This is a genomic window from Methylobacterium sp. AC433, from assembly GCF_979253015.1.
Genome location: NZ_CEEDBN010000015.1, coordinates 84,375 through 109,797, shown reverse-complemented (window position 1 = coordinate 109,797; position 25,423 = coordinate 84,375). Strand labels below are relative to the sequence as shown.

The following is a 25,423-nucleotide window of genomic DNA, read 5'->3' as shown; positions in this document are numbered from 1 at the left end:
GACCCGGACAGTTCAAGTCCAGGGATCGTCGAACACGGTGCGGAGACTGTGAATCGCCCCCGGCTGCGATGATCCAATCCCATTCGGACCGAATGGTCAAACTCTCGCGGGCGGTTTTGGGCCGCTTGCCTAAACTCTCTCCGTTCTGCCGGCCGTTTGGGCGCTCCCTGCCCAGGCCGGGGGCGGCGTTTCGGGGGTCAGCGCAGGCCGAGGCCGGCCAGGATCAGGGCCTGGGTGCTGGCGACCACGCCTTCGAAGAAGTCCGGGTCGTCGAGCCCGCGCCCGGTCACGGCATCCACCTGCACGGCGAAATCGGCATAGTGCTGGGTGATCGCCCAGATCGAGAAGATCAGGTGGTGCGGGTCGTGCGGGCCGATCCGGCCGGCCGCGCTCCAGCCCCGGATGATCGCGGCCTTGGCCGCGACGAGGTCGCGCAGGGGTCCCTCGAGCTCCGGCCGCAGCAGCGGCGCGCCCTGGACGATCTCCAGGCAGAACAGCCGCGAGGCCTGGGGTGCGTCCCGCGACAGGGTGAGCTTGGCGCGGATGTAGCCCCGGAACGCCGCGGCCGGCTCGCTGTCGGCATCGAGGGACTGGAGGGGATCGAGCCAGACCGCAAGCACCCGGCGCAGCACCGCGACGTAGAGCGCCTCCTTCGAGGGAAAGTAGTAGAGCAGGTTGGTCTTCGAGAGGCCGGCGCGCTCGGCGATGCCCTCGACGCTGGCCCCGTGCAGCCCGAGGCTCGAGAAGACTGCGAGCCCGGCATCGAGGATGGCTTCCCGTCGCGCCTCGCCGTCCTTGCGGCGGCGGCGGGCGGGGGGTGGGGCGGCGTCCCTGCGGATCTCTCTCATGGCGGAGCCTCAGGCCGGCGGGTGGTGCCGGATCCAGTGCTCGGCGATGTCGATGCGGCGGGCGACCCAGACGTGGTCGTGGGCGGCGATGTGGTCGAGGAAGCGGACCAGGGCGCCGATCCGCCCCGGCCGGCCGACGAGGCGGCAATGCAGGCCCACCGACATCATCTTGGGCGCCTCCGCGCCCTCTTCGTAGAGCGCGTCGAAGGTGTCGCGCAGGTAGGTGAACAGGTGCTCGCCGGTGTTGAAGCCCTGGATCGCCGCGCATTTCATGTCGTTGGCGTCGAGGGTGTAGGGCACCACGAGGCCCCGGCCGCTGGGCTCGTCGATCCAGTACGGCAGGTCGTCGGCGTAGGAATCAGCGAGATACGTCATCCCGGCCTCGATCCCGAGGTCCAGGGTGTGGGGCGAGGAGCGCCCGGTATACCAGCCGCGCGGCCGTTCGCCCGTGATCTCGGTGTGGATGCGGATCGCCTCGTCCATGTGCGCCTTCTCCTCGGCGCGGGTGAAGTTCCGGTAGTCGATCCATTTGAGGCCGTGGCAGGCGATCTCCCAATCGGCCTCCCGCATGGCGGCGGCGACATCGGGATGGCGGGCGAGCGCCGTGGCGACCGCGAAGGCGGTCACGGGGATGTTGCGCGAGCGGAACAGCCGCCAGAGCCGCCAGAACCCGGCGCGCGAGCCGTACTCGAACAGAGATTCCATGCTCATGTGGCGCTGGCCCGGCCAGGGCTGCGCCCCGACGAGCTCCGACAGGAAGGCCTCGGAAGCCGCATCCCCGTGCAGGATGCAGTTCTCCCCGCCCTCCTCGTAGTTCAGCACGATCTGCACCGCGATGCGCGCCCCGTCCGGCCAGCGCGGATGCGGCGGGTTGCGGCCGTAGCCGACGAGGTCGCGGGGATAGGTCAACGGCCGGCCCTTGGCTTGCGACGAAGATCGGCTTCGCTGTTCGGCCGGGGAGCCGCGTCCTGTCAACCGGCGGGCGGGCCGCGGGGCGCTTGCGCTCGCTCGCCAGGGATGCATCCATGCGCGCCGCGTCGCCGAGGCGCGGCCCCGCCGCGCACGGTCCTTGCCTTCCCCCGAGACGTCCGCGTCAGAGACGTCCGCGCCCAAGCCCCGAGGTTCCCCGTGCTCCTGACCCCACGCGAAAAGGACAAGCTCCTCCTCGCCATGGCCGCGCAGGTGGCCCGCAACCGGCTCGGCCGAGGCGTGAAGCTGAACTACCCGGAGGCGGTGGCGCTGATCAGCGACTTCGTGGTCGAGGGCGCCCGCGACGGGCGCTCGGTCTCGGACCTGATGCAGGCCGGCGGGCACGTGCTGACGGCCGAGCAGTGCATGGACGGCATTCCCGAGATGATCCACGACATCCAGGTCGAGGCGACCTTTCCGGACGGCACCAAGCTCGTCACCGTGCACCACCCGATCCGGGGGGCGGCCTCGGCCGAGGTGCCCGGCACCGTGACCACGCTGCCCGGCGAGATCGTCTTCAACGCGGACGCGCCGCGCACCCTGCTGAGCGTGTCCAACGTCGGCGACCGGCCGATCCAGGTCGGCTCGCACTACCACTTCTACGAGGTCAATCCCGGCCTGACCTTCGAGCGCGAGAAGGCCCGGGGCCAGCGCCTCGACATCGCGCCCGGAACGGCGGTGCGCTTCGAGCCCGGCGTGACCCGCGACGTGGTGCTGGTGCCGCTGGGCGGAGGCCGCACCGTGTACGGGTTCCGCGGCGACGTGATGGGAGCGCTCTGACACCATGGCCACCCTGCCCCCCCGCGCCGCCCTCCCCCGCGCCGCCTATGCCGACATGTTCGGCCCCACCACCGGCGACCGCATCCGGCTGGCCGACACGTCCCTGGTGATCGAGGTCGAGCGCGACCACACCACCTACGGCGAGGAGGTGAAGTTCGGCGGCGGCAAGGTCATCCGCGACGGCATGGGCCAGTCCCAGTTGACCAACCAGGACGGCGCTGTCGACACCGTCATCACCAACGCGGTGGTCCTCGACCATTGGGGCGTGGTGAAGTGCGACGTCGGCCTCGTGAAGGGCCGGATCGCCAGGCTCGGCAAAGCCGGCAACCCGGACATCCAGTCGGGCGTCGACATCGTGGTCGGCCCCGGCACCGAAGTCATCGCCGGAGAGGGCAAGATCCTCACGGCCGGCGGGTTCGACAGCCACATCCACTACATCTGCCCGCAGCAGATCGACGAGGCCCTGTGCTCGGGCGTCACCACCATGCTGGGCGGCGGCACCGGCCCGGCGCACGGCACCTTCGCCACCACCTGCACCCCCGGCCCATGGCACCTCGCCCGGATGATCGAGGCGGCGGAATCGTTCCCGATGAACCTCGCCTTCGCGGGCAAGGGCAACGCCGCGCGGCCCGAGAGCCTCGTGGAGATGATCCGGGCCGGGGCCTGCGCGCTGAAACTGCACGAGGATTGGGGCACCACGCCCGCCGCCATCGACACCTGCCTCACCGTGGCCGACCTCCACGACGTGCAGGTGATGATCCACTCCGACACCCTCAACGAATCCGGCTTCGTCGAGGACACGATCAAGGCCTTCGCGGGCCGCACCATCCACGCCTTCCACACCGAGGGCGCGGGCGGCGGCCACGCGCCGGACATCATCAAGGTGGCGGGGCTCGCCAACGTCCTTCCCTCCTCGACGAACCCGACGCGGCCCTACACGAAGAACACCATCGACGAGCATCTCGACATGCTGATGGTCTGCCACCACCTCGACCCGGCCATCCCCGAGGACCTCGCCTTCGCCGAGAGCCGCATCCGCCGCGAGACCATCGCGGCGGAGGACATCCTGCACGACATCGGCGCCCTCTCGATGATGTCCTCGGACAGCCAGGCCATGGGCCGGGTCGGCGAGGTCGTCATCCGCACCTGGCAGACGGCCGACAAGATGAAGCGCCAGCGCGGCGCGCTGCCCGGCGACACGAGCGGCAACGACAACCTGCGCGCCCGCCGCTACGTGGCGAAGTACACGATCAACCCGGCGATCGCGCACGGCGTCTCGGCGCATATCGGCTCGGTCGAGCCGGGCAAGCTCGCCGACCTCGTGCTGTGGACGCCCGCCTTCTTCGGGGTGAAGCCCGACCTCGTGATCAAGGGCGGTGCCATCGCCACGGCGCCCATGGGCGACCCCAACGCCTCGATCCCGACGCCCCAGCCGGTGCATTACCGCCCGATGTTCGGGTCCTTCGGCCGGGTGCCCTTCGCCACCGCCCTGACCTTCGTCTCGAAGGCGGCGATCGAGGACGGCCTCGGCGAGCGCCTCGGGCTGCAGAAGCGCCTCGTCGCCGTCGAGAACGTGCGCGGCGGCATCTCGAAGAAGAGCATGCTCCTCAACGACGCCACCCCGACCATCGAGGTCGACCCCGAGACCTACGATGTCCGCGCCGACGGGGAACTGCTGGTCTGCGAGCCCGCCGACGTGCTGCCGATGGCGCAGCGGTACTTCCTGTTCTGAGCGAGGGTGGCTCCGCCGCGGGGGAGCGCCCTTCCGGAGACACCGGCCCCTGTCCCGGGGCGCCCATCCTGGACGAGGATTTAAGACCCTGGCCGCCTCGAACCCGACCCCGCAGGACCCCGCCGCCTCAGCGCGCGAGACCATGCTGAACGCTCCTTCCCCAGCCCTGATCCGCGCCACGAAGGTCCTGCGCCGCGACGCGCTCGCCGGCGAGATCGTCGACCGCATCGTGCTCGACCACGGGGACCGGCACCGCCGGCGCATGGCGATGCGCACCGTCGGCGGCCTGGCGTTCCTGCTCGATCTGCAGCAGCCCGCGATCCTCGACGACGGCGACGCCCTGGTGCTCCAGGATGGCCGGCTCGTCTGGGTCGAGGCCGCGCCGGAGCCTCTGCTGGAGATCCGCGCGCCCGACGACCACGCCCTCAAGCGCCTGATCTGGCACATCGGCAACCGGCACATCCCGGCCGAGATCGGGGCCGACGCGGTGTATATCGGCTTCGACCACGTGCTCGCCGAGATGGTGCGGGGCCTGGGCGGCAGCGCCGAGGCGGTGGAGCGCCCGTTCCGGCCGGAGGGCGGGGCCTATGCGGGCGAGGCCGCCGGCCATCACCACCACGGCCACGCCCATCCCCACGACGCCCATCCCCACGACGCCCATCCCCACGACGCCCAGTCCCACGACGGACATCACCACGACCATGATTGAGGCCCTGCGCCTGATGGCGTGGCTGTCGCCGGGCTATCCGGTGGGCGCCTACGCTTATTCGCACGGGCTCGAGGGCGCGGTGGAGAGCGGCGAGGTCGGCGACGAGGCCTCGCTGACGGACTGGCTCGCCGACGTGCTCGAACACGGCTCGGGCCGCAACGACCTGATCCTCCTGGCAAAGGCGCACGCGGCGGCGCTCGCCGGCGATGCGCCGGCGCTGGCCGAGGTCAACGACCTCGCCCTGGCGCTGGCCCCCTCGCGCGAACTGCATCTGGAGACGAGCCAGCAGGGCCGAAGCTTCCTCGACGCCACCGTGGCGGCCTGGGGCACGCCCGGGCTCGCGGCCCTCGCGGCCGGCCTCGACGGCGCGGTGGCCTATCCCGTCGCCGTCGGCCTCGCGGCGGGCGCCCACCGCATGGCGCCGGCCCCGGTGCTCGCCGGCTTCGGCCTCGCCTTCCTGCAGAACCTCGTCTCGGCGGCCCTGCGCTGCGCGCCGATCGGCCAGAGCGCGGGCACCCGGGTCATCGCCGCCCTGACGCCGCGGGTGACGGCGCTCGCCGGCACGATCCCGGGCCTGACCCTCGACGATCTCGGCAGCGCCACCCTGAACCTCGACCTCGGCTCGTTCCGGCACGAGACCCAGTATTCGCGCATCTTCCGCTCCTGAGGATCTGTCTTGAGGACCCTGTGATGACCTCTCCCAACGGCCCCCTCCGCGTCGGCATCGGCGGCCCCGTCGGCTCCGGCAAGACCGCCCTGATGGAGCAGCTCTGCAAGCGCTTCCGCGACACCTACGAGATCTGCGCGATCACCAACGACATCTACACCAAGGAGGATGCCCGCCTCCTCACCGTGGCCGGCGCCCTGCCGGAGGAGCGGATCATGGGCGTCGAGACCGGCGGCTGCCCGCACACGGCGATCCGCGAGGACGCCTCGATCAACCTCGCGGCGGTGGCCGAGATGCGCCGGCGCTTCCCGAAGCTCGACCTGATCCTGATCGAGTCCGGCGGCGACAACCTCGCGGCGACGTTCTCGCCGGAGCTCGCCGACATCACCCTCTACGTCATCGACGTGGCGGGGGGCGAGAAGATCCCCCGCAAGGGCGGCCCCGGCATCACCCGCTCGGATCTCCTCATCGTCAACAAGACAGACCTCGCCCCCCTGGTGGGAGCGGATCTCGGGATCATGGAGGCGGACACGAAGCGCATGCGCGGCGCCCGGCCCTACGTGTTCGCGTCGCTCCGCGACGGCCACGGGGCGGATGCCATCGCGCGCTTCGTGGTCGAGGCCGGCGGCCTGAACTAGGGCGTCGGCCGAGCCCGAAACGCCGAAGGGCCCGGCTTACTCCGGGCCCGTCCCGTGCCGAGGGTCGTGCGGCCTCGGGCGAGGCCCTCAGGCGGCGCGCACGGTGGCGAGGAAGCGCTGGACCTCGGCGCTGAGATGCTCGGACTGGCGCGACAATTCGGAGGCGGCGCCCAGCACCTGGGCGGCGGCCGCGCCCGTCTCCTCGGCCGCCCCGGCCACGCCCGCGATGTTGGTCGTCACCGCCCCCGTGCCCTGCGCCGCCTGGGCCACGTTGCGCACGATCTCCTGGGTCGCCGCCCCCTGCTCCTCCACCGCCGCCGAGATCGAGGTGGCCACGCCGCTGATCTCGCGGATGCGCGCCGCGATCCCGCCGATCGCCTCCACCGCCTGGCCCGTCGAGCCCTGGATCTGGGCGATCTGCCCGCCGATCTCCTCGGTGGCCCGCGCCGTCTGGTTGGCGAGTTCCTTCACTTCCGCCGCCACCACCGCGAAGCCCCGCCCCGCCTCGCCGGCCCGCGCCGCCTCGATGGTGGCGTTCAGGGCCAGCAGGTTGGTCTGGCCGGCGATCGAGGTGATCATCGTCACCACGTCGCCGATGCGCGCCACCGCCGTGTTGAGGGTCTGCACGAAGGTCGCGGTCTGGGCGGCCTCGGCCACGGCGGTCTGGGCCATGGCGGCCGAGTTGCTGACCTGGCGGCCGATCTCCTGCACCGAGGAGCCGAGCTCCTCGGCCGCGGCCGCCACCGTGTTGACGTTCGAGGCCGCCTCGTCGGCGGCCGCGGCCACGCTGGTGGACTGGTTGGCCGTTTGGGTCGCGGTGCCGGCCATGCTCTGGGCCGTGGCCTGCAGCTCGGTGGCCGAGCTCGTCACCATGCTGATGATGCCGCCCACCGCCCCCTCGAAGCTCTCGGCCATCGCCCGCATCGCCGCCTTGCGCTGCGCCTCCGCTCCGGCCCGCGCCTGGACCGTCTCCGCCTCAAGCTCGCGGGTCTGGATGAGGTTGTCCCGGAACACGCTCACGGCGGCGGCCATGTCGCCGATCTCGTCGCGGCGGGTCCGGGACGGAATGTCCACGGCGGTGTCGCCGCCGGCCAGGCGGCCCATGGTGCGGGTCATGCGCTCGATCGGACGCGCGACGCCGAACAGGCTGAACAGCATCGCGCCGATGGCGGCCACCACCGAGATCGCCATCGCGATCCAGGCCGTGAGCATGGCCGAGTCGGCGCTGGCCATGCTCGACGCAGTGCTGCGCTCGGCCCCGTCCCGGTTGAAGTCGACGGCCCGCTGCAGGGCCCTGATGGCGCCGTTGTTCAGGTCGGCCATCTCGGCGCTGGTGGTGAGCGCCAGGGCGTCGGCCTTCCGGCCCGCGTTCATGAGGTCGATGACCCTCTGCTGGCCCTCGATGTAGCGCATCCACAGGGGCGTGAAGGCGTCGTAGATCGCCTTCTCCTCGGCGGAGCCGATCAGCGGCTCGTAGGTCCGGCGCAGGCCGTCGAGGGTCTTGAGGGCGGTCTTCAGGCCCGCCTCGTTCTCCGCCAGCGCCTGCGGCGTCTCCGAGGCGACGACGAAGCGGTACAGCTTCACCCGCACGTCGCGCGTCGCCGTGCTGATCGTGTTCACGACGTTGACGGAAGGAAGCCAGTTCGTGGCGACCTCCTTCACCTCGCGCTCGATCGTCCTGAGCTTCACGACGCTGACCACGCCCTGACCCGCCGCGGCGACGCCGAGCAGAGTTATGGAGCCGATCAGGATGGATTTCAGAGACACGCGCATCGTTATGGGACCGTCCGGATTTGAATTCCGACCGGAGGAAACAGCTTCATGTTTAACACGGCGTTATCGAACGGACATGAAACGTAACGATGACTGGTTGGTTCTGTTTCCAACGATCGATACCGCTGGAGCGGTTACGTACCCATCGGGGCGTTCAACGATGACCGGACCTCGCTATACGATCCGGGGACTCGCGGTTACGGCCGCCGCGGGACGTCAGATGCCCGCGTACCAGGGGAAGCCGAGCTCGGCGACCATGCTGCCGCGGCCCTTGCCGAAGCCGTCGACCCGTTCCACCGCCTCGATGCCGCTGACGTACTTCAGGCTCTTGTAGCCGAGCTGGCGCTCGACCCGCAGGCGGACCGGCGCGCCGTGCGCCACCGGGAGGTCACCGCCGTTCATGCCGTAGGCCAGGATCGTCTGCGGATGGAGGGCGTCGAACAGGTCGTAGCTGTCCCACCAGCCGTCGACGCTGCGCACCACGACGAAGCGCGCCGCCGGCTTCAGCCCGACCTGGGCGAGGAGATGGGCCAGGGGCACCCCGGTCCAGCCGCCGATGGCCGACCAGCCCTGCTCGCAGGAATGCAGGGTGATCTGGGTGCGGGCGGGCATCGCCTTCAGGTCGGAGAGCGAGAAGGCGCCGGGCCTGTCCACGAGGCCGCTGACCGGCAGCCACCAGTCCGAGAAACCGATCGCCTTCGAGCGCCGGTAATCCGGGTTGTCGGGGTCGGTGGTGTTGATGGTCGGGAACACCGCCGAGATCGATTCGGGTCCGAACTCGCGCACCAGGGGCTGGTGGCGCTGGAGCCAGCGCTGGACCGCGAAGGTCAGCCCGTTGCTCCAGTCGTAGGGGGAGGCGAGCCGCGACAGGGCCGGGGCATCACAGCCGCCGAGGAGGCCGACGCCGATCAGGCTGCCCGAGCCGGTGAGGAGGCGGCGGCGCGAGAGGTCACGCATCGGGAGTCTCCGTCAGGGTCTTCCGAGTGGTCTCCGGGGGAACGCGGAAGCGGCCGGTAATCATCGCGCGCATCAGGTTGCCCACGCCCCCGACGAAGACCTGCGCCACGTGAACGATGAGGAAGAGCACGAGCAGGCAGGCGACGAGGAAGTGCAGCGTGCGCGCCGATTGCCGGCCGCCGAACAGGGCGAAGAGCTCCGGATAGGCGGTCGTGACGCCCGGGGACATGGTCAGCCCGGTGAGCACCATGAGCGGAAACAGCACGAACAGGACGACGAGATAGGCGAATTTCTGCAGGGCGTTGTAGCGCAGGGCCTCGCGCCCGCGCGCCGGTTTCAGGCGGGCGTGATCGGCGATCTCGCGGGCGAGGTGGCGCGGGGCCAGCTGGTCGCGGTCCGGCACGAGGTCGCGGGCGAAGTGGCCACCCACGAAGGCGACGATGAGGTAGACGATCCCGTTGAGGACGAGCACCCAGGCGGCGAGGAAGTGCAGGTTGCGGCCCCAGCCCGTCTGCTCGAGGTTCAGCGGCAGCGGCAGGTCGAGGGCCGCCGGCGCCCCGTTGGCCCCGGTCTCGCCCCAGAACAGCCGCGGCAGGGCGAGCAGGATCGCGACGCCGCTGACCGCGAGAGCCAGGAACGCGACGGCGTTGAGCCAATGGGTCAGGCGCACCCAGGCGGCGTGCCGGTGGACCAGGGACGGGCCGGGCTCCTCCGCCCTCGGCGTCCGGCTCACGCGGGCGCCCGCAGCACGTCGAGGCGGTAGCGCTCGGTGCGGCTCCGGTGGCCCGGCTCAAGATGGCCCCGGGTGAATCCGATCAGCGTCTCGACCGCCGCGTCGGCGCTCAGGGGGAAGTTCGTCTCCCCCAGCCAATGGACGAGGACGACCTCGCCGCCCGGGTTCAAGGCCGCCGCGAGGTGTGCGGCGATGCGGGCGAGATCCTCGAGCGTGAAGAAGTACAGCACCTCCGAGAGCACCACGAGGTCGAACCGGCCGGGGGGCCACGCTTCCGGCACCGCCGCGCGCAGGAAGCTGACATGCGGGCACGGGGCGCAACGGGCCCGGGCGGCGTCGAGGGCGGTGTCCGCTACGTCGATGGCGAGCAGGGCCGCGCAGCGGTCGGCCAGCCGGCGGCTCAGCACGCCGATGGAGCACCCGACCTCCAGGGCCTGCGCGTAGGTCTCCCGGCCCAGGGCGGCCAGGGTGGCGTCGTACTTGGCGTGTTCGTAGGGGCTGGTGGCGAAGTCCCACGGATCGGGGTTCGCGGCGTAGAGCTCCGTGAAGTAGTCCGGCGGCAGCGTGTGCGGGGAACGTGGCATGGACGTCAGCGCCTACAGATCGGCCGTAACCTCGTCAGGCATAGGCACCCCGGCGGGGTTGCGCCAGAGGAGGTCCGCCGGCCGGCCCTCCGCGAGAACGTGGGCCGCCGCGCTGGTCAGGGCCCGGTCGGGGCCGGGCTGGCGCAGGTAGGTGGCCAGATCCCGCGCCAGCCGCTCCAGGGGATGCGGGCTGAGGAAGCCCGCGAGCCCCACCGAGCGCTGGGCTCGCTCCAGGACGTCGAGCCCGGCCCGCTCCACCGCGAGGCGGGTGAGATTGACGTAGGCGATCACCCGGTCGGGCTCCGCCTCCGGGTCGGCGGCGAGGCGCGCGGCGTGCCCGACGAAGAGGCGGGCGCCCTCCACCGCGATCGCGGCCTCGCCGAGGCGGGCCGCCTGGTGCGGGTCGCCCCCGCGTCCGGTGGTCCGCAGATGCGACCGCAGGGCGTCGAACACCGCCTCGATGCCGCCCAGCTGCACGGCGGCGAAGCGCCAGGCGCCGCCGGAGAAGTGCGGCTCGGAGAAGTAGTCGTCGGGGCCGCCGATGAAGCTGCCGGAGCCGGCGGGCAGGCCGGTGAAGTCGAGGACGCCCGAGGTCGAGGCCCGCATCCCCTGAGCCCGCCAGCCGGACAGGTCGGCGCGGGTGCCGGGCTCCAGATCCACCACGAGCATCTGCTGGCGGCCGTCCGGCCGGCGCGCGGTGACCAGGGGCCGGGTCACGGCCCCGGCACCGGAGGCGAAGGACTTGACCCCCGCCAGGATCCACGTCTCGCCCGCCGGCTCGAGTCCGAGGTCGCCGACGTCCTGGAGGCTGAGGCCGCCCGCCTGGGGCTGCGTGTTCCAGACTCCGAAGAGGTGTCCGGCACGGACATCCGCGGCCAGGCGCTCGGCCACCGCCGGCTCGGCGTAGCGCAGCACCAGGGCGAGGGCGTTGACGTGTCCTTCGTAGAGCCGGCCGAGGGCGAGGCTGCCGCGCCCGACCTGCGCCAGGAGATCGGCCAGGACCGGCGCCCGGTGGGGCGCATCGAGGCCGGCGCCGCCGAGCGCCACCGGCAGGGGCGCCGCGAGCAGGCCCGCCGCATGGGCGTGGGCGACATCCTCGGCCGGAAACCCGCCGTCGCGGTCGAGGCCGTCGGCCCGTTCGGCCGCGAGGCGCGAAACCGCGCGTGCGGCGGCCGCGATCCGTGCGCGGCTGGTGTCGATGCAGTCCTGCGGAAGGGCATTCATCATCGAGACATGGATCACGGACGCGCGACCGCCAGGGGCAGGTTGCGTACCAAACCGACCTGTCCCCGCGTCAAAGCGCGTCGGCGCCCGTCCCGATCGGCGGCCGATGGCGCGTTAGCGAGGCTCGGAGACCGTCTCGCCGCGTGAGTTCGCGCGTCCGGCACGCAGGTCGGCGACCATGGCGCGGACCATCCCGCTCACGGTCAGCACGGAGAAGGCGCCGATGGCCACCATGAGGGCGGCCCCCACCAGCATCTTGGCGGTCTCGATATCCACGGTTCCGATTCCCGAATACAGTTCTGCTTCGCCGCATTCCGCGACGAAAACCATGACGACCATCTTAAGATGGGCGGCTTTCTTGGAATTGAGCAGATCCGCACGAGGAAACGCTGCCATGCGCCGGTCGGCCCACGGGCGGTGCGGCCGCGCACGCCGATACGCCGGGGTTCTGTGGAGGTGCGATCCTGTTGGCGTCAGGATCGGCACCGGCTGGACGCCCGCGGGCCTCCGGTGTCCCGGCCGGCAGGTCCGGCCGTTCAGGAGAACCGACACCCGGCTCCGCTTCGTCCCACAGCCGCCTTCGACCCCACACCCTCAGCTCCAGGCGTGGAAGGGCGGATTCACCCCGTTCAGGGCGTGGTTGCCGATGATCGCGTATTTCCAGCGCACGGGGTCGTGGAGCGTGTGGGTGCGGGCGTTGCGCCAGTGCCGGTCGAGGTTGTGCTCGGCGAGCGTCGCGCGGGTGCCGGCGAGCTCGAACAGGGTGTTGCTGGCGCTGAGCGCCACCTCCGTGGTGAGCACCTTGGCCTCCGCCACCGCGAGCTGCGCGGCCGCCACGGTGTCGGCGTCTGGGGCCGCCACGGCGGCGTCGAGGGCGAGGCCGGCCCTGTCGAGCAGCGCCTCGGCCGCGTGCAGGCGGATCGTGAGGTCGCCGACGATGCGGATGGTGTGGGGGTCGTCGGAGGCCCGCTCCAGCCCGCTGTCGATCCAGGGGCGGGACTTGGTTCGCACGAAGGCGATGGTCTCGGCGAGCGCCGCCCGGGCGATGCCCGCATCCACGGCCGCCTGGATGATCTGGAAGATCGCCCCGTCGGCACTCGGGCGTTCGTAGCCCTTCCAGGCCGGCACCAGGTGCGTCCTGGGCACGCGCACGCCGTCGATCTGCACGGTGCCGCTCGCGGTGGTGCGCTGGCCGAAGCTCGACCAGTCGTCGATCACGGTCAGGCCGGGCGCGTTGCGCTCGGCGATCGCGTACCAGGCCCGGCCCTCGCCATCGAGGGCCACGATGGGTACGAGGTGGGCGAGCAGCGCGCCGGTGGCGTAGAACTTCGTGCCGTGCACCACCACGTGGTCGCCATCCTCCACGAAGCGGGTCTTGAAGTCGGCGGCCCGCGGCGTTCCGATCTCCGAGAAGGCGTTGCCGAAGCGGGTGCCGGCCAGGACGAGGCCGAACAGCAGCGCCTTCTGGGCCTCGTCCGAGACCGTGTCGATCGACGCCACGATGCCGAGGTGGTTCTGGGCGATCTGCCCGATGGACGGGTCGGCCGCCGAGACGATGGCGATGACCTGCGCCAGGATCCGGTAGGACAGCCCCGGCCCGCCATGGGCCCGCGGCACGTTGATCGACCACAGGCCGCTCTGCGAGAACGCGTCGAGCTCGGCCAGGGGACGGCGACCGGTGCGGTCGCGCTCGGCGGCGCCGGCCCCGAATGCCTCCGCCAGGGCCTGGGCGACGCGCAGGGCCTCGGCCGCGTCGCGGATGACGTGGGCCGGCGCGGCCGGGCGCTCGGGACCGGGCGCGCCGGCGGGCCAGCGATAGGTGTCCCGCGGAGGCGGGCTGACGGCGATGTTCATGCGGTGTCTCCGGATCGGGTGACGAGAGCGGGGCGCGGCGCGGCTCAGGCCGCCTGCGCGCGCTCGCGGCGGGCCGCCTCCAGGGCACGAACCCGCGGGATCACGTGTTGGCCGAAATACGCGACCTCCTCCTGGAAGTGCAGGAAGGCGAGGAGGGCGAGGTCGACGCCGGCATCCTTGAGCGCCACGATGCGCTCGGCGATCTGGTCCGGCGTGCCGATCAGGTTGGTCTTGAAGCCGTCGTTGTACTGGACGAGGTCCTCGAAGCTCGACTTCGCCCAGTTGCCCTCGCCCTCCGGCGAGGCCTTGCCGGCGTTCTTCGCCTCGTGCCCGAAGGCCTTCACGGCGTCCGGATCGGCGTGGTCGATGATCTCCTGGAGGACGGCGCGGGCCTCCGCCTCGGTCTCGCGCGCGATGACGAAGGCGTTGACGCCGACCTTCACCGCGTGGCCGTTGGCGCGCGCCTTGGCCTGGATGTCGTCGACCTGGACCCGGATGCCCTCGGGCGTGTTGCCGTTGGTGAAGTACCAGTCCGAGACCCGGGCCGCCATGTCGCGGGCCGCGCGGGACGAGCCGCCCTGGAAGATCTCCGGCTGCGGGTCGGCCGGCTTCGGCTTCAGGGTGTAGTCGCTGTAGCGATAGAAATCGCCCCGGAAGGTGAAGTTGTCCTGGGTCCAGATTCCCCGCAGGGCGCGGATGAACTCCTCCGAGCGGCGGTAGCGCTCGTCGTGGTCGAGCCACGGCTCGCCGATGGCGCGGAACTCGCCCGAGAACCAGCCCGAGACCACGTTGATGGCGATGCGCCCCTCCGTGAGCTGGCTGATCGTGGCGATCTGCTTGGCCGCGAGCGTCGGGTTCCAGGGACCGGGCAGCAGGGCGGCGATGACCTTCAGCTTCGAGGTGGCGGCCAGCAGCGCGTGGCTGAAGGCGACGGATTCGTGCTGGTACTCGGCGCCGTAGCCGGCGGTGAAGCGGATCTGCGTCAGGGCGTAGTCGAACCCGGCGGCTTCCGCGATCTGCGCGAGGCGCCGGTTGTACGGCGCGTCCCAGCCCGTGCGCTGGGGGATCTTGCTGATGACGAGGCCGCCCGAGACGTTGGGCACCCAGTAGGCGAAGCGGATCGGTTCGCCCCCGTCGCGGAGTTCAGGTTGAAAGCCCATGATCACACCCATGCGTTCCGGCAAGACGCACAGGCCATGCGTCCCGGTTTTCGAATTCGACCAATTGAATACAAAAGGCGGAGCGCTCACATCTCTGTGAAGACTGACTTAATACGCGCCTGTGCCCCGGTTTGTCGTTGCGGCCCTAGAATTGCGCGATGTTGTGCTGGCGTCAAAGGAAGCAAACGGCTTTTTTCGGCTGGAAGGGGAAAGCTCTTTCTCCCGATCGTGGGGTGTGGCCGAAGGTTTGCCTCACGCGCGTCGAACGGGGCGCAGGGCGCCGATCCGACCCGCCGGCGGGGCGTCGCGGGGCCGTCTTCCCCGGTGCGGTGCCCTTATTAAGGGCGCCCGGATGCCGCGAAATCCAGTCGACGCGGCCAAAGTGCTAGTTTCGCCGTCTTTTCGGGCATGTCGATGCTGATAAGGTGAGCATCCGGGTGAAATTGCTGATCTCTTCAGCTTGTCTCCAGAATTGCTGTTGCCTCATGAAACCGGTCGTTTAAGGACGCGTTAACTGGTCGCTTCTACGGTCGCACCACCGTCCATTTGAAAGCCGAAGCGCTCGATATCGGTTCACCCAGGAAGTTCGTCCATGATGGCCGCGTCCCGCCAACCGCTCGTGGTTCTCCTCGCCGGAGACGAATTGACCCGCTCCATCACCACGAGCTGCCTCGAGATGTCGGGCTACGACGTGCTCGGCGCGCGTACCGCCGGCGAGGTCGAGAGCCTGCTTCTGGCGCAGACGGGCCAGCGCCGCGTCGATGTGCTGGTGACCGATGCCGACGTGCGCGACACCGTGGACGGCCTCTCGCTCGCCGGGGTCGCCCGCTGCCTCGATCCCGCGGTGGGCGTGGTCTACACCGCCCGCTCCCTGCGCCGGCTCGACGGCGAAACCCTCGAGCCGGGCGCCCTGCGCCTGCGCACGCCCTATCACGGACACCAGCTCGTGGCCCTCGTCGCCGAGCTGCTGGCCCCGGCCGCCGACCGGACCGGTTACGACCGCGCGGCGGCCTGAACGGATCCGGATCGCTCCGGCGGACCGGTCCGCCCCTCGCATCCGATGCGGTGGCGCGGATAGGGGGATGCGCGGCCTCGGCCCGGCGGTGTATCAGGCAAGGTCCTGACGTCCCGGCCGACCCCCGCCCCCGTCTCGAACAGCCGGTGACGCGGGGCCTGCCCCGGGCATCCGTGCCTTCCGGAACGCGAGAGCCGATGATCAGCGCCTTCGACCTCTTCAAGATCGGGATCGGCCCGTCGAGCTCGCACACCGTCGGCCCGATGGTGGCGGCGCTGCGGTTTCGCACCCGGACCGAGCGTCTGCCCGGCCTCGCCCGCATCCAGGCCGAGATCTTCGGCTCCCTCGCCTGGACGGGGCGCGGGCACGGCACCGACACGGCGATCTTCCTCGGGCTCCTCGGGCACGACCCGCGCTCCATCGACCCCGACGCGGTCGCCGGCCTCGTCGCGGCGCTCGGGGCGGGCAAGCGGCTCGGCCCCTCGGGGCCGGCCTTCGACCCGGCCGCGGACCTCGCCTTCAACTTCACCGACGTGCTGCCGCTGCACACCAACGCCCTGCACTTCCGCGCCCTCGACGGCGCCGGCGCGGTCCTCGACGCCGAGACCTACTATTCCGTCGGCGGCGGCTTCGTGGTGACCGAGGCCGAGGCCGCGCCGGGCGCCGAGACGGACTGCCCCCTGCCCTACGCCTCTGCGGCCGGCCTCCTCGCCCTGTGCCTGAGGGAGGACCGCACGATCGCGCAGGTGCAGTTCGCCAACGAGTGCGGTTCGCGCGACCCCGAGGCGGTGGAGGCCGGCCTCGACGCCATCCGAGACGCGATGTTCGCCTGCATCGATCGGGGCCTGCGCCAGGACGGCGAGCTGCCCGGCGGCCTCAAGGTCCGCCGCCGCGCCAAGCGCCTGCACGACGACCTCACCGCCGGCCGCCTGCGCAACGCGCGCGCGGCCCACGAGATCGTCGACTGGATCAGCCTCTACGCCCTGGCGGTGAACGAGGAGAACGCCGCAGGCGGGCGCGTGGTGACGGCGCCCACCAACGGCGCGGCCGGGATCGTGCCGGCCGTCCTGCGCTACGCCCGCGACTTCTGCCCCGACTGGTCGGAGGCCCGCGCGCGGGAATTCCTGCTCACCGCCGCGGCGGTGGGAGGCCTGATCAAGACCCGCGCGTCGATCTCCGGCGCCGAGGTCGGCTGCCAGGGGGAGGTCGGTTCGGCGGCCGCGATGGCGGCGGCGGGTCTGGCGGCCTTCCTCGGCGGCAGCCCGGCCCAGGTGGAGAATGCCGCCGAGATTGCGATGGAGCACCATCTCGGCATGACCTGCGATCCCATCGGCGGCCTGGTCCAGATCCCCTGCATCGAGCGCAACGCCTTCGGGGCCAACAAGGCGGTGGTGGCCGCTTCCCTGGCCCTGCGCGGCGACGGCATCCACCGGGTCAGCCTCGACGAGGTCATCGAGACCATGCGCCAGACCGGCCACGACATGCAGGCCAAGTACAAGGAGACCTCCCTGGGTGGTCTCGCGGTGAACGTCGCGGCCTGCTGACGGATCGAAAATTAAGGAACTGCCGAGTTCCTTATTCGCCGGGCTCGACGCTCCGCATCGATCTCCGTCGCCCGATCGACTGCCGCTCGCTCGCTGAAACCCTGCGCGTTCAAGCTTGAGCATTGGCTCCGACGGCCGAACAGGCGTCGTTCCGATCCGAGAATATGGAACGCAGCGGTTCCGATAGGGTTGTCATGCGCGAGGGGGCTACCGGACGGCGGATGCGGCCAGCGCGAGCGGCTCGCCTTCGATCCGTCCTGTCGAGACGCGGGACACACATCATGACCTTCGCGACGCCGACCACCGGGATCGCCGGCTCCGGCCCGAGGCGCGACCGGGCGCCCGTCCGGGACGCCGCCCCGTCCTGAGAGTCCTGTCGCGGACCGCCTCCGGGCGTCCGCCTTCCGATTCTCTCCGAACTCCGCCCGACCTTCAGTCGGCGCTGCCCAGCGCCCGGCGGGCTCGTCCTCGCCCCGTTCCGACCCGAATTCCCCACCGGAGACCCGCCATGCGGATTTTGACGCTCGCCCTGCTCCTCGGAGCCTTCCCCGTCATCACGCCCCTCGCCGCCCAGGACCTGACGGGTCCCGGACACACGCCGCGCCCGGCCCTGCTCATCCATGGGCATTACTGCGGCCCCGGCAACGACGGCATGGACATCACGCCGATCGACGCGCTGGATGCGGCGTGCCGCAGTCACGATGCCTGCACGCCCGACGGGGGCCTGCCCTCCTGCGGCTGCAACCGCGCCCTCAAGCGCGACGCAGGCCGGGTGGCGGCGAGCCCGCGCCAGCCGCAGGACCTTCGCGCGCTCGCCGGCCTCGTCGCTGGCGCGACCGACATGATGCCCTGCAGCGACGACATCGCGGGGCTGCGGCCCTGAGGTCGGCCGCCGCACGCGGGTTCGCCGGAGACCGGGACCGACCCGGGCCTCCGACCCGGGCCTGACGGATCGCGGTCCGGTCTATCGGCCGTCGATGCGCTCGCCGAGCAGCGCGATGGCGCGCTGGTAGACCGAGGCGGCGTTCCAGCCCTGGATCGCGGCGAAGTTCGGCTCGCCCGGCTGGTAGCCGGCACCGGCGCGCCAGCCATGGCCCTTGAGGAAGTTCGCCGTCGAGTTCAGGGCGTTGGCCGTGCCGTCGAGGCTGCCGCCGACGCCGTAGTTCAGGACGTTCCTGGGCAGGAACTGGGTGTGGCCGACCTCGCCGTGGGCCGCGCCCCGGGTGCTCGGGGTCAGGACGCCGCGATCCACCAGCGTGAGGGCGGCGTAGAGCTGGTCGGTGAAGTAGGCCGAGCGGCGGCAATCATAGGCCAGGGTCGCGACCGCCGAGAGCGTGTTCACGTTGCCCTTCACCGCGCCGAAGCCCGTCTCCATGCCCCAGATCGCCAGGAGCGGGCCGGGCGGCACGCCGTAGCGCTGCTCGATCGAGTCGAACAGGGCTGCGTTCTGGGCCTTGAGGGCGCGGCCGCGCGACACGATGGTGTTGCCGCCGCGCTTGGCCAGGAACTGGTCGAGGGAGAGCTTGAAGCTCTTCTGTCCGCGATCGGCCGAGATGGTCGCCGTCGAGTAGGAGGTGCCCATCAGCGCGGAGAGGCTCGCGGCGCTGGCCCGGCCGCGCGCTTCCTCGGCGAATTCCCGCTTCCAGGCCTCGAAGCCGGCCGCGCTGTTGCCGCACTGCGCCGCGTTCGCCGCGCCCGTCGCACAGACGAGCGCCGCGAAGGCCGCCGCGATCCACGGCGTCCGATACCCACGTCCGATCATGTCAAAACTCCCTGGCCGTGCGACGCCGTTCGGGGGGCCGCACGGATCGATGACTTCCCCTTGCGCGGAGCAAGGCGACAAACGCGACCGTGAGTCGAGCCTCATTGCGGCAATTTTGGCTGCGATCCGTCCCATGGCCCTCACTTCCCCGCGTTTGGTTACGCAGAGATGTCCGGATGCATCGCCGGACCTGACATCCGGTTCGGCACTGCAGCGGCCCATCCCGTGCAGTTCAGCCCGAGACGAACATTGAACCGTCCCGGGCCACACCGCTCATGTCCCGCTTCAAGACATTCCGTAGCAATCCGAACCAACGGCCGCCGCTGGTGCTGGTCCTCGTCCTCTGTGCGACGGCCCTGCTCCTGTGGTGGCCGATCTTCGTGCTCAGCCCGACGGTGGTCTGGTTCTGGTGAGGGGATGGTGCCCTCAGGCGCCGTCGCTGCGCACGCGCAGGTAGGCGCCGAGCAGGTAGCCCGCCTGAACCGCGGTGAGGTGCGCGAACAGCACGAGCAGGCTCACGACGGAGACGTCCCACCGGGCGATCCAGACCATGCCCGAGAGCGCGACCACGAGGGCGGACAGGCCGACGGCGACCGTAGCCCGGCAGGTGAGGCCCACCGCGATCCCACTCAGGAACAGGATCAGCGCGACGAGCATCGGCACCCTCTCGCGCGGTCGGGCAGATCGCGGCACCGCATGGTCGTCCTCCCTGGCCCGACAGCGAACGCGCCGCGCCGGCCTTGCAACGGTCGGTTGATGCAGCCGGCAGGCGATGGTTCCGCCGACGCGGTTCATCGTGGCGAAGTCCCGCTTCCGCCTCCGGGCTCCCGCCGCTAGGGTCCCGACGGGGCGGCGCAAGAAGGAAACCGGCATGGGGTGGCGGCAGCGACGCTTCGGGGCTCCCATGCGGCGCGCCGCCGCGATTGCATTCCTGATGGCCCTCGGTCCGGCCGCCCTGATCCCGGGCGCGGTCGAGATCGTGTCGGCCGAGCCGTCCGCCCCCGCCGGAGGTGCCGTAGCCGGGGCCGACGCGCAACCCCTCGCCTTCGCGCACTGCACCGGGGCGGTCGCTGCCGAGGCCGAGGCACGCGGCGTCCCGGCCGGGGTGACGGACCGCCTGCGCGCCCTTTCTCCCGATGCCGAGGTGGCGGCGGCGCCCCAGGGTCAGGCGGAGTTCGTGAAGCCGATCTGGTCCTACCTCGACGCCAACCTCACCGAGACGCGGATCGCCGAGGGCCGGCGCAAGCTGGCGGAGTGGTCCGCGACCTTCGACGCCATCGAGGCCCGCTACGGCGTCGACCGCTTCATCCTGGCGGCGTTCTGGGGTGTCGAATCCACCTACGGCAGCGTGCTCGAGGATCCCGGGATCGTCCGTCCGGTCCTGCGCTCCCTGGCCACGCTGGCCTGCAGCGAGACGCCGCGGGCGCCCTACTGGCGCGCCGAGCTGATCGCCGCCCTGGAGATTCAGGCCCAGGACAAGGGGCCGCCCGGACCGCTCACCGGGTCCTGGGCCGGGGCCATGGGCCACACCCAGTTCATGCCGACGGTCTACCAGGCTTATGCGGTGGATTTCGACGGCGACGGCCGGCGCGACATCTGGACCTCCGTGCCGGACGCCCTCGCCTCCACGGCCAACTACCTCACGGCGATGGGCTGGCATTCCGGCGCGCGCTGGGGCAGCGAGGCGCGCCTGCCCGACGGGTTCGACCTCGCGCTCGCCGACGAGACCACGGAGCGGAGCATCGCCGCCTGGAAGGCGCTCGGGGTGGTCCCGATCCAGGCTCTGGCGGAGGACGACACGGCGACGCTGATCCTGCCGGCCGGCGCCCGCGGACCCGCCTTCCTCCTCCAGCCGAACTTTCGGATCATCCTGCGCTACAACACCGCGCTGGCCTACGCGCTCTCCGTGGCGCACCTGTCGGACCGCCTGCGGGGCGAGGCGGGCTTCACCCGGGATTGGCCGCGCGGCGACGCGATGCCGAGCGCCGGCGACGTCCGGACGCTCCAATTGCGCCTGGCCGAGCGCGGGTTCCCGGCGGGCGCGGCCGACGGCAAGATCGGCCCCAGGACGCGGGCGGCGATCCGCGCCTACCAGGCGGCCAACGGCCTGCCTCCCGACGGCTACGCCGACGCCCCGCTGCGGGAGCGGATCCTGGCCTCTTCCGAAACCAAGCCCTGATCCGCGCGGATTTAGCGGTGGTCGCGCCCGGGGCGCCGCGATAGAGCAGCCCCGGTGATCCGGGGACCGCGCGATGGCGAGAGGGGCGTGAGGGGGGAATGAGTCGATCCGCGGCCACGTCCGCTCCCTCCGGGGGACCGTCCCCGCTCCGGACCATCGTCACCTACTGGGAAGGGCCGGTGACCTGGCTCGAACGGCTCAGTGCCGCCTCGATCGTCGCGGCCGGGCACCCCCTGCACATCTATTCGCACGACGTGGCGGCCCTGCGCGCGCAGGGGCTGCCGGGGACGGTGATCGATGCCCGCGAGGGGATCGGACCGAACCTCATGGCGGACCTCTATCGCAGCCGCGGCGTCCTCGCCTTCTACGCCGATTACCTGCGCCTCAGCCTGATCCGCGACGGCAAGGGCATCTGGTCGGACCTCGACTGCATCTTCCTGCGCCCCCTCGAGACGCCGGACGGGGCGGGGGCGTACCTGTTCGGCTGGCTCAACGCGAGCCGTCTCAACAACGCGATCCTGTCGGCGCCGCCGGATTCCGAGCTCGTGTCCCGCTACTGGGACGCGATCTCGAGGGTGCCGATCCGCGCGCCCTGGGCCACCGGCCACATCCGGGTCAAGCGCCGCCTGGAACTGCTGATCGGCAAGCGCATCCCGTTCCACCCGGAGCGCCTGGCGATCGGCCCCCGCGCCCTCACCTACTTCGTGCGCAAGCTCCGCCTGGAGGGCCATGCCCGGGCGCGGGAGGTGTTCTATCCCCTCGGCGACGACGATGCCTACCGCCTCGCCGAGGCGGACGACCGGGCGGCGCGGGCACTCATCGTGCCCGAGACGGTGTCGGTGCATGCCTGGCGCGGTAAGCTCTGGTCGATCGGGCTCGACGCCCCGCCCCCGGCCGCCTCCTGGCTCGGCCAGCAGGCCCGGGGCCTCGGCCTCTGACCGGCCGGACATGCGATCCTTGGAGATGTCGATGCGTCGGGTCCTGTTCATCTGCGCGACGCCGGTGGCCTTCGGCCTCGACACGCCCCCCGAGATCGGCCTCGGCGGCATCGAGAGCACGAACATCGCCCTCGCCCGCGCCCTGGCCCGGCGCGGCTGGATCGTGACCCTGGCCACGCGCCGGAGCGGGACGGTGGAGCGCGACGGCGTCCGCAACATCCCCCTCGCGGAGGCGGCGGCCTGCGAGGCCGACGCGGTCGTCACCAGCAACGACCCGCGCCCCCTCCGCGCCCATCCGGGCCGGCGCGGCATCGTCTGGGTCCACAATCCGCTCAACGTCGAGAAGGCCGTGCGGAAGGGCTATCTCATGCCTTTCCTGACCCTGCGCCCGGAGGCCGTGTTCGTCGGCAGCCTCGCGGCGCGGATCATGTCGCCGCTCTACCCGTTCCGGCGCCGCCACGTCATCCCGCACGGGGTCTCGCCGGTCTTCCGCACGCCCGAGCCGACGCGGGGCCGCAGCCGGGACTTCGTCTACGCGTCGCAGCCCCAGCGCGGCCTCGACCGGATGCTGCGGCTCTGGCGCAGCTCGGCGCCCCTGATCGCCTCGGGGGCGAAGCTCCACGTCTTCGGCTCGGAACAGCCGGACTCGCCCGACGATCGCGGCCCGGTGGTGTTCCACTCCCGGCGGGGTGCCGTCGCCCTGGCGGCGTTCTACGGCGACGCGCGGGCCATGGTCTGCCCCGGTTCCCCCGACGAGACCTTCTGCCTCGCGGCGGCGGAGGCCCAGGCCATGGGGCTGCCGGTGGTGACCGCCGGCATCGGCGCCCTCGCCGAACGGGTGCAGCACGGCGTGAACGGCTGGGTCGCCAGGACGGACACGGCCTTCGCCGAGGCCGTCGTCAGCCTCGCCACCCAGGACGACCTCTGGTCGGAACTCAGCGCCGGCGCGCTCCTGCAGCGCCGGGCCCTGACCTGGGAGCGGGCGGCGATCCTGTGGGAGGCCGTCCTGCGGGAGGCCGTCCCACGCAGGCGCCTGACGCGCCGGGCCGGGTGACAGATCCGGGTCGGCGACACGCCGCAGCCCCTCGGCGACTGGACGCCCTCCCGCCGGCCGCGAATACTGTGTGCACGTCACGGTCGGCAAGACCGGACGGCATCGGGAGGAAAGCATGAGGCTTCGGCTTGGTCTGGCCGCGCTCGCGGTCGCGTGGGCGGGCGTGGCGTCCGCGGACCCGTTGACGTTCCAGGTCGATCCGGCCTGGCCGAAACCACTGCCGAACCAGTGGATCATGGGTCAGGCCTCGGGGGTCGCCGTCGACGCGCAGGACAACATCTGGGTGGTGCAGCGCCCGCGCACGCTCACCGACGACGAGAAGGCTGCCAGCCTCAACCCGCCGCGCACCAAGTGCTGCCGCCCCGCGCCCCCGGTGCTGGTGTTCGATCAGGCCGGCACCCTGATCCGCAGTTGGGGCGGCCCCGGCGAGGGCTACGACTGGCCCCAGAACGAGCACGGCATCCACATCGACCACAAGGGCTTCGTCTGGCTCGCCGGGAACGGCGAAACCGACGGGCAGATCCTGAAGTTCACCCCCGAGGGCAAGTTCGTGCTGCAGATCGGCAAGCAGGGACCCCAGACCAACAGCCTCGATACCAGCCGGCTCGGCAAGCCCGCCGCCATGCAGGTCGACCCCGAGACCAACGAGCTCTACGTCGCCGACGGCTACTTCAACCACCGCGTCATCGTGTTCGATGCCGAGACGGGCGCCTTCAAGCGGATGTGGGGCGCCTACGGCAAGCCGCCGACCGACGAGACCCTGCCGGCCTACGATCCGGCGGCGGCTCCGGCCCAGCAGTTCCGCAACCCCGTCCACTGCGTGCAGATCGCCCGCGACGGCCTGGTCTACATCTGCGACCGGACCAACGACCGGGTCCAGGTCTTCCGCCGCGACGGCACCTTCGTGAAGGAGTTCTTCGTCGAGAAGAACACCCGGGCCAACGGCTCCGTCTGGGAGCTGGCGCTCTGGCCCGACGCCGACCAGAGCTACCTCCTCAACGCGGACGGGGCCAACAACGAGGTCCGAACCCTGAGCCGCGAGACCGGCGAGGTCCTCGGCGCCTTCGGCCGCAACGGCCGCATGGCGGGGGACTTCCACTGGGTCCACAACCTCGCGGTGGACAGCCGCGGCAACGTCTTCACCACCGAGGTCGACACCGGCAAGCGCGCTCAGAAGTTCCTGTTCCGGGGCGACATGATCCTGCGCAAGCGCGCCGCCCTGCCCTGATCCTTCAGCTCCCCGCCCGATCGGACCCGCTCGCCACCGCCGTCCAGAGGCGTTCGGCCGGCGGGCTCTGCCGGGCGCGGGCGCGGCAGAGCCGGATCTCGATGGTGATGTCCCGCTCGGGACCCGCGGCCCGCACCAGGGTGCCGCGGGCGAGGTCGTCGGCCACCAGGCTCATCGGCGCCCAGGCGAGACCCCGTCCGTCGCGGGCCATGGCCACCAGCACCGAGGCGAGGTGGGAGGTGAAGCTCGGGCCGAGCCGCGCGCCGCTCTCCTCCACCGCCCGCGTGGCCGCCAGGATGCGCCCGATCCCGGATTCGCCGCTGAAGCCGAGGAGCGGAACCGGGGTGCCGGAGGTCTCCGACAGGGAGAACAGCGGCGTCGCCGCGCCGGGGACCGGCGCGCTCACCGGCAGGAGCCGGTCGGTGCCGACGGGCAGGCTCCGGAACGGCTCCGACATCAGGAAGCTCGCCGCGGCCGGATGGTGGTGGCAGAGCAGGAACTGCGCCTCGCCGCGCAGCATCACCTGCTCGCAGGCGGCCATGTGGGCCGCCGTGAGATGCACGGTGGCGCTGAAGGATTCGCGCGCCTCCAATGCCCGCAGCCAGGGCGGGAAGAAGGTCAGCGACAGCGCCTGGGTCGCGGCGAAGCGCAGGGTCTCGGCGGCCGCGTGCCCGGCCGCGCGGGCGGCTTCCCGGCCCTGGTAGAGCCGGCGCAGGGTCTCCTCCGCCACCGGGCGGAAGCGCAGTCCCGCCGGGGTCAGGGTCACGGGCTGGCTGTCGCGGTCGAAGAGCGGGCCGCCGACCCAATCCTCCAGGGCCCGGACCCGGCGGCTGAAGGCCGGCTGGGTGATGCCGCGCTGCTCGGCGGCCCGGGAGAAGTGGCCGCCATCGACCAGGGCCAGGAAATCCTCCAGCCAGGCGGAATCCATCGCGCTCGCGCTCTCAGGGGTTCGGGTCTCGGGCCTTGCCGGAGGGCGGCAGAATGCGAGGGGGCCGGCGGAGGGTCAACCGGCCGAGCGGCACGGCATCACCTGATGCCGCATCGGCATTGGCCTCCCGGTCCGGGATCGGGTTAG

At 71.6% G+C, this 25,423-nt stretch carries 25 protein-coding genes and 1 pseudogene; 13 read left to right on the top strand and 13 right to left on the bottom strand.

The annotated features are described in order from the left end of the window. Positions 1 to 197: 197 nt before the first annotated feature. Together rutR and puuE are read right to left on the bottom strand one after the other, a co-directional pair. Positions 198 to 848: an HTH-type transcriptional regulator RutR gene (gene rutR / locus AC0IWM_RS18950; protein ID WP_471757478.1), complete on the bottom strand. Its 651-nt coding sequence runs from the start codon at positions 846 to 848 to the stop codon at positions 198 to 200. Positions 849 to 866: 18 nt separating this feature from the next. After that, a pseudogene (puuE, locus tag AC0IWM_RS18945) lies at positions 867 to 1,757 on the bottom strand (allantoinase PuuE); the annotation flags it as partial. Positions 1,758 to 1,976: 219 nt separating this feature from the next. On the opposite strand from puuE, the gene AC0IWM_RS18940 reads away from it, so the two are divergent. From AC0IWM_RS18940 to ureG, 5 genes are all read left to right on the top strand, one after another. Next, positions 1,977 to 2,597 carry an urease subunit gamma gene (locus AC0IWM_RS18940; protein WP_056471139.1) on the top strand — a complete coding sequence of 207 codons (621 nt, stop codon included), beginning with the start codon at positions 1,977 to 1,979 and terminating at the stop codon, positions 2,595 to 2,597. A 4-nt stretch (positions 2,598 to 2,601) separates the two neighbouring features. Next, positions 2,602 to 4,329, top strand: coding sequence for an urease subunit alpha (gene ureC / locus AC0IWM_RS18935; protein ID WP_471757476.1), 1,728 nt, complete (start codon positions 2,602 to 2,604; stop codon positions 4,327 to 4,329). 166 nt (positions 4,330 to 4,495) lie between these two features. After that, positions 4,496 to 5,038: an urease accessory protein UreE gene (locus tag AC0IWM_RS18930; RefSeq protein WP_471757543.1), complete on the top strand. Its 543-nt coding sequence runs from the start codon at positions 4,496 to 4,498 to the stop codon at positions 5,036 to 5,038. Further along, positions 5,031 to 5,705 carry an urease accessory protein UreF gene (locus AC0IWM_RS18925; protein ID WP_471757474.1) on the top strand — a complete coding sequence of 225 codons (675 nt, stop codon included), beginning with the start codon at positions 5,031 to 5,033 and terminating at the stop codon, positions 5,703 to 5,705. The genes AC0IWM_RS18930 and AC0IWM_RS18925 overlap by 8 nt, the downstream gene beginning before the upstream one ends. 20 nt (positions 5,706 to 5,725) lie before the next feature. Then, positions 5,726 to 6,343 (top strand): urease accessory protein UreG, encoded by a 618-nt coding sequence (gene ureG, locus AC0IWM_RS18920; protein WP_200930031.1) that lies wholly within the window; start codon positions 5,726 to 5,728, stop codon positions 6,341 to 6,343. A gap of 87 nt (positions 6,344 to 6,430) precedes the next feature. On the opposite strand, the gene AC0IWM_RS18915 is transcribed toward ureG, so the two are convergent. The 8 genes from AC0IWM_RS18915 to sfnG all read right to left on the bottom strand — a co-directional run bounded on the left by AC0IWM_RS18915 (position 6,431) and on the right by sfnG (position 14,640). Next, positions 6,431 to 8,116 (bottom strand): methyl-accepting chemotaxis protein, encoded by a 1,686-nt coding sequence (locus AC0IWM_RS18915; RefSeq protein ID WP_471757472.1) that lies wholly within the window; start codon positions 8,114 to 8,116, stop codon positions 6,431 to 6,433. Between the two features lie 216 nt (positions 8,117 to 8,332). Further along, entirely contained in the window at positions 8,333 to 9,073 is a 741-nt protein-coding gene (locus tag AC0IWM_RS18910) for a molybdopterin-dependent oxidoreductase (protein WP_471757470.1), read from the bottom strand. Beyond that, complete coding sequence (locus AC0IWM_RS18905) at positions 9,066 to 9,806, bottom strand: cytochrome b/b6 domain-containing protein (protein WP_471757468.1); 741 nt, start codon at positions 9,804 to 9,806, stop codon at positions 9,066 to 9,068. Before AC0IWM_RS18905 ends, AC0IWM_RS18910 begins: the two co-directional genes overlap by 8 nt. Then, positions 9,803 to 10,390: an SAM-dependent methyltransferase gene (locus AC0IWM_RS18900; RefSeq protein ID WP_471757466.1), complete on the bottom strand. Its 588-nt coding sequence runs from the start codon at positions 10,388 to 10,390 to the stop codon at positions 9,803 to 9,805. Before AC0IWM_RS18900 ends, AC0IWM_RS18905 begins: the two co-directional genes overlap by 4 nt. A gap of 12 nt (positions 10,391 to 10,402) precedes the next feature. Further along, entirely contained in the window at positions 10,403 to 11,614 is a 1,212-nt protein-coding gene (locus AC0IWM_RS18895) for an acyl-CoA dehydrogenase family protein (RefSeq protein WP_471757541.1), read from the bottom strand. 114 nt (positions 11,615 to 11,728) lie between these two features. Next, complete coding sequence (locus tag AC0IWM_RS18890; RefSeq protein ID WP_471757464.1) at positions 11,729 to 12,010, bottom strand: hypothetical protein; 282 nt, start codon at positions 12,008 to 12,010, stop codon at positions 11,729 to 11,731. A 198-nt stretch (positions 12,011 to 12,208) separates the two neighbouring features. Further along, positions 12,209 to 13,468 carry an SfnB family sulfur acquisition oxidoreductase gene (locus AC0IWM_RS18885; RefSeq protein ID WP_471757462.1) on the bottom strand — a complete coding sequence of 420 codons (1,260 nt, stop codon included), beginning with the start codon at positions 13,466 to 13,468 and terminating at the stop codon, positions 12,209 to 12,211. Between the two features lie 44 nt (positions 13,469 to 13,512). Beyond that, positions 13,513 to 14,640, bottom strand: coding sequence for a dimethylsulfone monooxygenase SfnG (gene sfnG / locus AC0IWM_RS18880; RefSeq protein WP_471757460.1), 1,128 nt, complete (start codon positions 14,638 to 14,640; stop codon positions 13,513 to 13,515). 580 nt (positions 14,641 to 15,220) lie between these two features. Here sfnG and AC0IWM_RS18875 point away from each other — a divergent pair. The 3 genes from AC0IWM_RS18875 (at position 15,221) to AC0IWM_RS18865 (ending at position 18,070) form a co-directional block, all read left to right on the top strand. Then, complete coding sequence (locus tag AC0IWM_RS18875) at positions 15,221 to 15,643, top strand: response regulator (protein ID WP_471757458.1); 423 nt, start codon at positions 15,221 to 15,223, stop codon at positions 15,641 to 15,643. A gap of 197 nt (positions 15,644 to 15,840) precedes the next feature. Continuing rightward, positions 15,841 to 17,187 (top strand): L-serine ammonia-lyase, encoded by a 1,347-nt coding sequence (locus tag AC0IWM_RS18870; RefSeq protein ID WP_471757456.1) that lies wholly within the window; start codon positions 15,841 to 15,843, stop codon positions 17,185 to 17,187. A gap of 508 nt (positions 17,188 to 17,695) precedes the next feature. After that, positions 17,696 to 18,070 (top strand): hypothetical protein, encoded by a 375-nt coding sequence (locus AC0IWM_RS18865; RefSeq protein WP_471757454.1) that lies wholly within the window; start codon positions 17,696 to 17,698, stop codon positions 18,068 to 18,070. Positions 18,071 to 18,151: 81 nt separating this feature from the next. Here the strand turns inward: AC0IWM_RS18865 and AC0IWM_RS18860 are convergent, their stop codons facing one another. Beyond that, entirely contained in the window at positions 18,152 to 18,949 is a 798-nt protein-coding gene (locus AC0IWM_RS18860) for a lytic murein transglycosylase (protein ID WP_056478182.1), read from the bottom strand. 275 nt (positions 18,950 to 19,224) lie between these two features. Between AC0IWM_RS18860 and AC0IWM_RS18855 the strand changes: the two genes are divergently transcribed. Beyond that, a complete protein-coding gene (locus AC0IWM_RS18855) occupies positions 19,225 to 19,362 on the top strand; it encodes a hypothetical protein (protein ID WP_471757452.1) in 138 nt (45 codons plus the stop codon). A 13-nt stretch (positions 19,363 to 19,375) separates the two neighbouring features. On the opposite strand, the gene AC0IWM_RS18850 is transcribed toward AC0IWM_RS18855, so the two are convergent. Then, positions 19,376 to 19,606: a hypothetical protein gene (locus AC0IWM_RS18850; protein WP_056478179.1), complete on the bottom strand. Its 231-nt coding sequence runs from the start codon at positions 19,604 to 19,606 to the stop codon at positions 19,376 to 19,378. Between the two features lie 214 nt (positions 19,607 to 19,820). Here AC0IWM_RS18850 and AC0IWM_RS18845 point away from each other — a divergent pair, with 214 nt between their 5' ends. The 4 genes from AC0IWM_RS18845 to AC0IWM_RS18830 all read left to right on the top strand — a co-directional run bounded on the left by AC0IWM_RS18845 (position 19,821) and on the right by AC0IWM_RS18830 (position 24,348). Further along, complete coding sequence (locus AC0IWM_RS18845) at positions 19,821 to 21,128, top strand: lytic murein transglycosylase (RefSeq protein WP_471757450.1); 1,308 nt, start codon at positions 19,821 to 19,823, stop codon at positions 21,126 to 21,128. A 98-nt stretch (positions 21,129 to 21,226) separates the two neighbouring features. Next, the gene (locus AC0IWM_RS18840) at positions 21,227 to 22,066 is read left to right on the top strand and encodes a glycosyltransferase family 32 protein (protein ID WP_471757449.1); all 840 of its coding nucleotides are present in this window, start codon (positions 21,227 to 21,229) and stop codon (positions 22,064 to 22,066) included. A gap of 31 nt (positions 22,067 to 22,097) precedes the next feature. Beyond that, complete coding sequence (locus tag AC0IWM_RS18835; protein ID WP_471757447.1) at positions 22,098 to 23,120, top strand: glycosyltransferase family 4 protein; 1,023 nt, start codon at positions 22,098 to 22,100, stop codon at positions 23,118 to 23,120. Positions 23,121 to 23,235: 115 nt separating this feature from the next. Then, positions 23,236 to 24,348, top strand: a complete 1,113-nt coding sequence (locus tag AC0IWM_RS18830) for an NHL repeat-containing protein (protein WP_471757445.1) — start codon at positions 23,236 to 23,238, stop codon at positions 24,346 to 24,348. A 4-nt stretch (positions 24,349 to 24,352) separates the two neighbouring features. On the opposite strand, the gene AC0IWM_RS18825 is transcribed toward AC0IWM_RS18830, so the two are convergent. Then, positions 24,353 to 25,276, bottom strand: coding sequence for a LysR family transcriptional regulator (locus AC0IWM_RS18825; protein WP_471757443.1), 924 nt, complete (start codon positions 25,274 to 25,276; stop codon positions 24,353 to 24,355). Positions 25,277 to 25,423: the final 147 nt, after the last annotated feature.

What these genes read in the sequence shown, in the direction of transcription:
- AC0IWM_RS18860 (WP_056478182.1), bottom strand. Translation starts at nt 18,949, where the DNA reads ATGATCGGACGTGGGTATCGGACGCCGTGGATCGCGGCGGCCTTCGCG.
- sfnG (WP_471757460.1), bottom strand. Translation starts at nt 14,640, where the DNA reads ATGGGTGTGATCATGGGCTTTCAACCTGAACTCCGCGACGGGGGCGAA.
- AC0IWM_RS18925 (WP_471757474.1), top strand. Translation starts at nt 5,031, where the DNA reads ATGATTGAGGCCCTGCGCCTGATGGCGTGGCTGTCGCCGGGCTATCCG.
- AC0IWM_RS18875 (WP_471757458.1), top strand. Translation starts at nt 15,221, where the DNA reads ATGATGGCCGCGTCCCGCCAACCGCTCGTGGTTCTCCTCGCCGGAGAC.
- AC0IWM_RS18890 (WP_471757464.1), bottom strand. Translation starts at nt 12,010, where the DNA reads ATGGCAGCGTTTCCTCGTGCGGATCTGCTCAATTCCAAGAAAGCCGCC.
- AC0IWM_RS18885 (WP_471757462.1), bottom strand. Translation starts at nt 13,468, where the DNA reads ATGAACATCGCCGTCAGCCCGCCTCCGCGGGACACCTATCGCTGGCCC.
- AC0IWM_RS18865 (WP_471757454.1), top strand. Translation starts at nt 17,696, where the DNA reads ATGCGGATTTTGACGCTCGCCCTGCTCCTCGGAGCCTTCCCCGTCATC.
- AC0IWM_RS18825 (WP_471757443.1), bottom strand. Translation starts at nt 25,276, where the DNA reads ATGGATTCCGCCTGGCTGGAGGATTTCCTGGCCCTGGTCGATGGCGGC.
- rutR (WP_471757478.1), bottom strand. Translation starts at nt 848, where the DNA reads ATGAGAGAGATCCGCAGGGACGCCGCCCCACCCCCCGCCCGCCGCCGC.
- AC0IWM_RS18900 (WP_471757466.1), bottom strand. Translation starts at nt 10,390, where the DNA reads ATGCCACGTTCCCCGCACACGCTGCCGCCGGACTACTTCACGGAGCTC.
- AC0IWM_RS18910 (WP_471757470.1), bottom strand. Translation starts at nt 9,073, where the DNA reads ATGCGTGACCTCTCGCGCCGCCGCCTCCTCACCGGCTCGGGCAGCCTG.
- AC0IWM_RS18915 (WP_471757472.1), bottom strand. Translation starts at nt 8,116, where the DNA reads ATGCGCGTGTCTCTGAAATCCATCCTGATCGGCTCCATAACTCTGCTC.
- AC0IWM_RS18855 (WP_471757452.1), top strand. Translation starts at nt 19,225, where the DNA reads ATGTCCCGCTTCAAGACATTCCGTAGCAATCCGAACCAACGGCCGCCG.
- AC0IWM_RS18840 (WP_471757449.1), top strand. Translation starts at nt 21,227, where the DNA reads ATGAGTCGATCCGCGGCCACGTCCGCTCCCTCCGGGGGACCGTCCCCG.
- AC0IWM_RS18835 (WP_471757447.1), top strand. Translation starts at nt 22,098, where the DNA reads ATGCGTCGGGTCCTGTTCATCTGCGCGACGCCGGTGGCCTTCGGCCTC.
- AC0IWM_RS18870 (WP_471757456.1), top strand. Translation starts at nt 15,841, where the DNA reads ATGATCAGCGCCTTCGACCTCTTCAAGATCGGGATCGGCCCGTCGAGC.
- ureC (WP_471757476.1), top strand. Translation starts at nt 2,602, where the DNA reads ATGGCCACCCTGCCCCCCCGCGCCGCCCTCCCCCGCGCCGCCTATGCC.
- AC0IWM_RS18845 (WP_471757450.1), top strand. Translation starts at nt 19,821, where the DNA reads ATGGGGTGGCGGCAGCGACGCTTCGGGGCTCCCATGCGGCGCGCCGCC.
- AC0IWM_RS18830 (WP_471757445.1), top strand. Translation starts at nt 23,236, where the DNA reads ATGAGGCTTCGGCTTGGTCTGGCCGCGCTCGCGGTCGCGTGGGCGGGC.
- AC0IWM_RS18850 (WP_056478179.1), bottom strand. Translation starts at nt 19,606, where the DNA reads ATGCTCGTCGCGCTGATCCTGTTCCTGAGTGGGATCGCGGTGGGCCTC.
- AC0IWM_RS18895 (WP_471757541.1), bottom strand. Translation starts at nt 11,614, where the DNA reads ATGAATGCCCTTCCGCAGGACTGCATCGACACCAGCCGCGCACGGATC.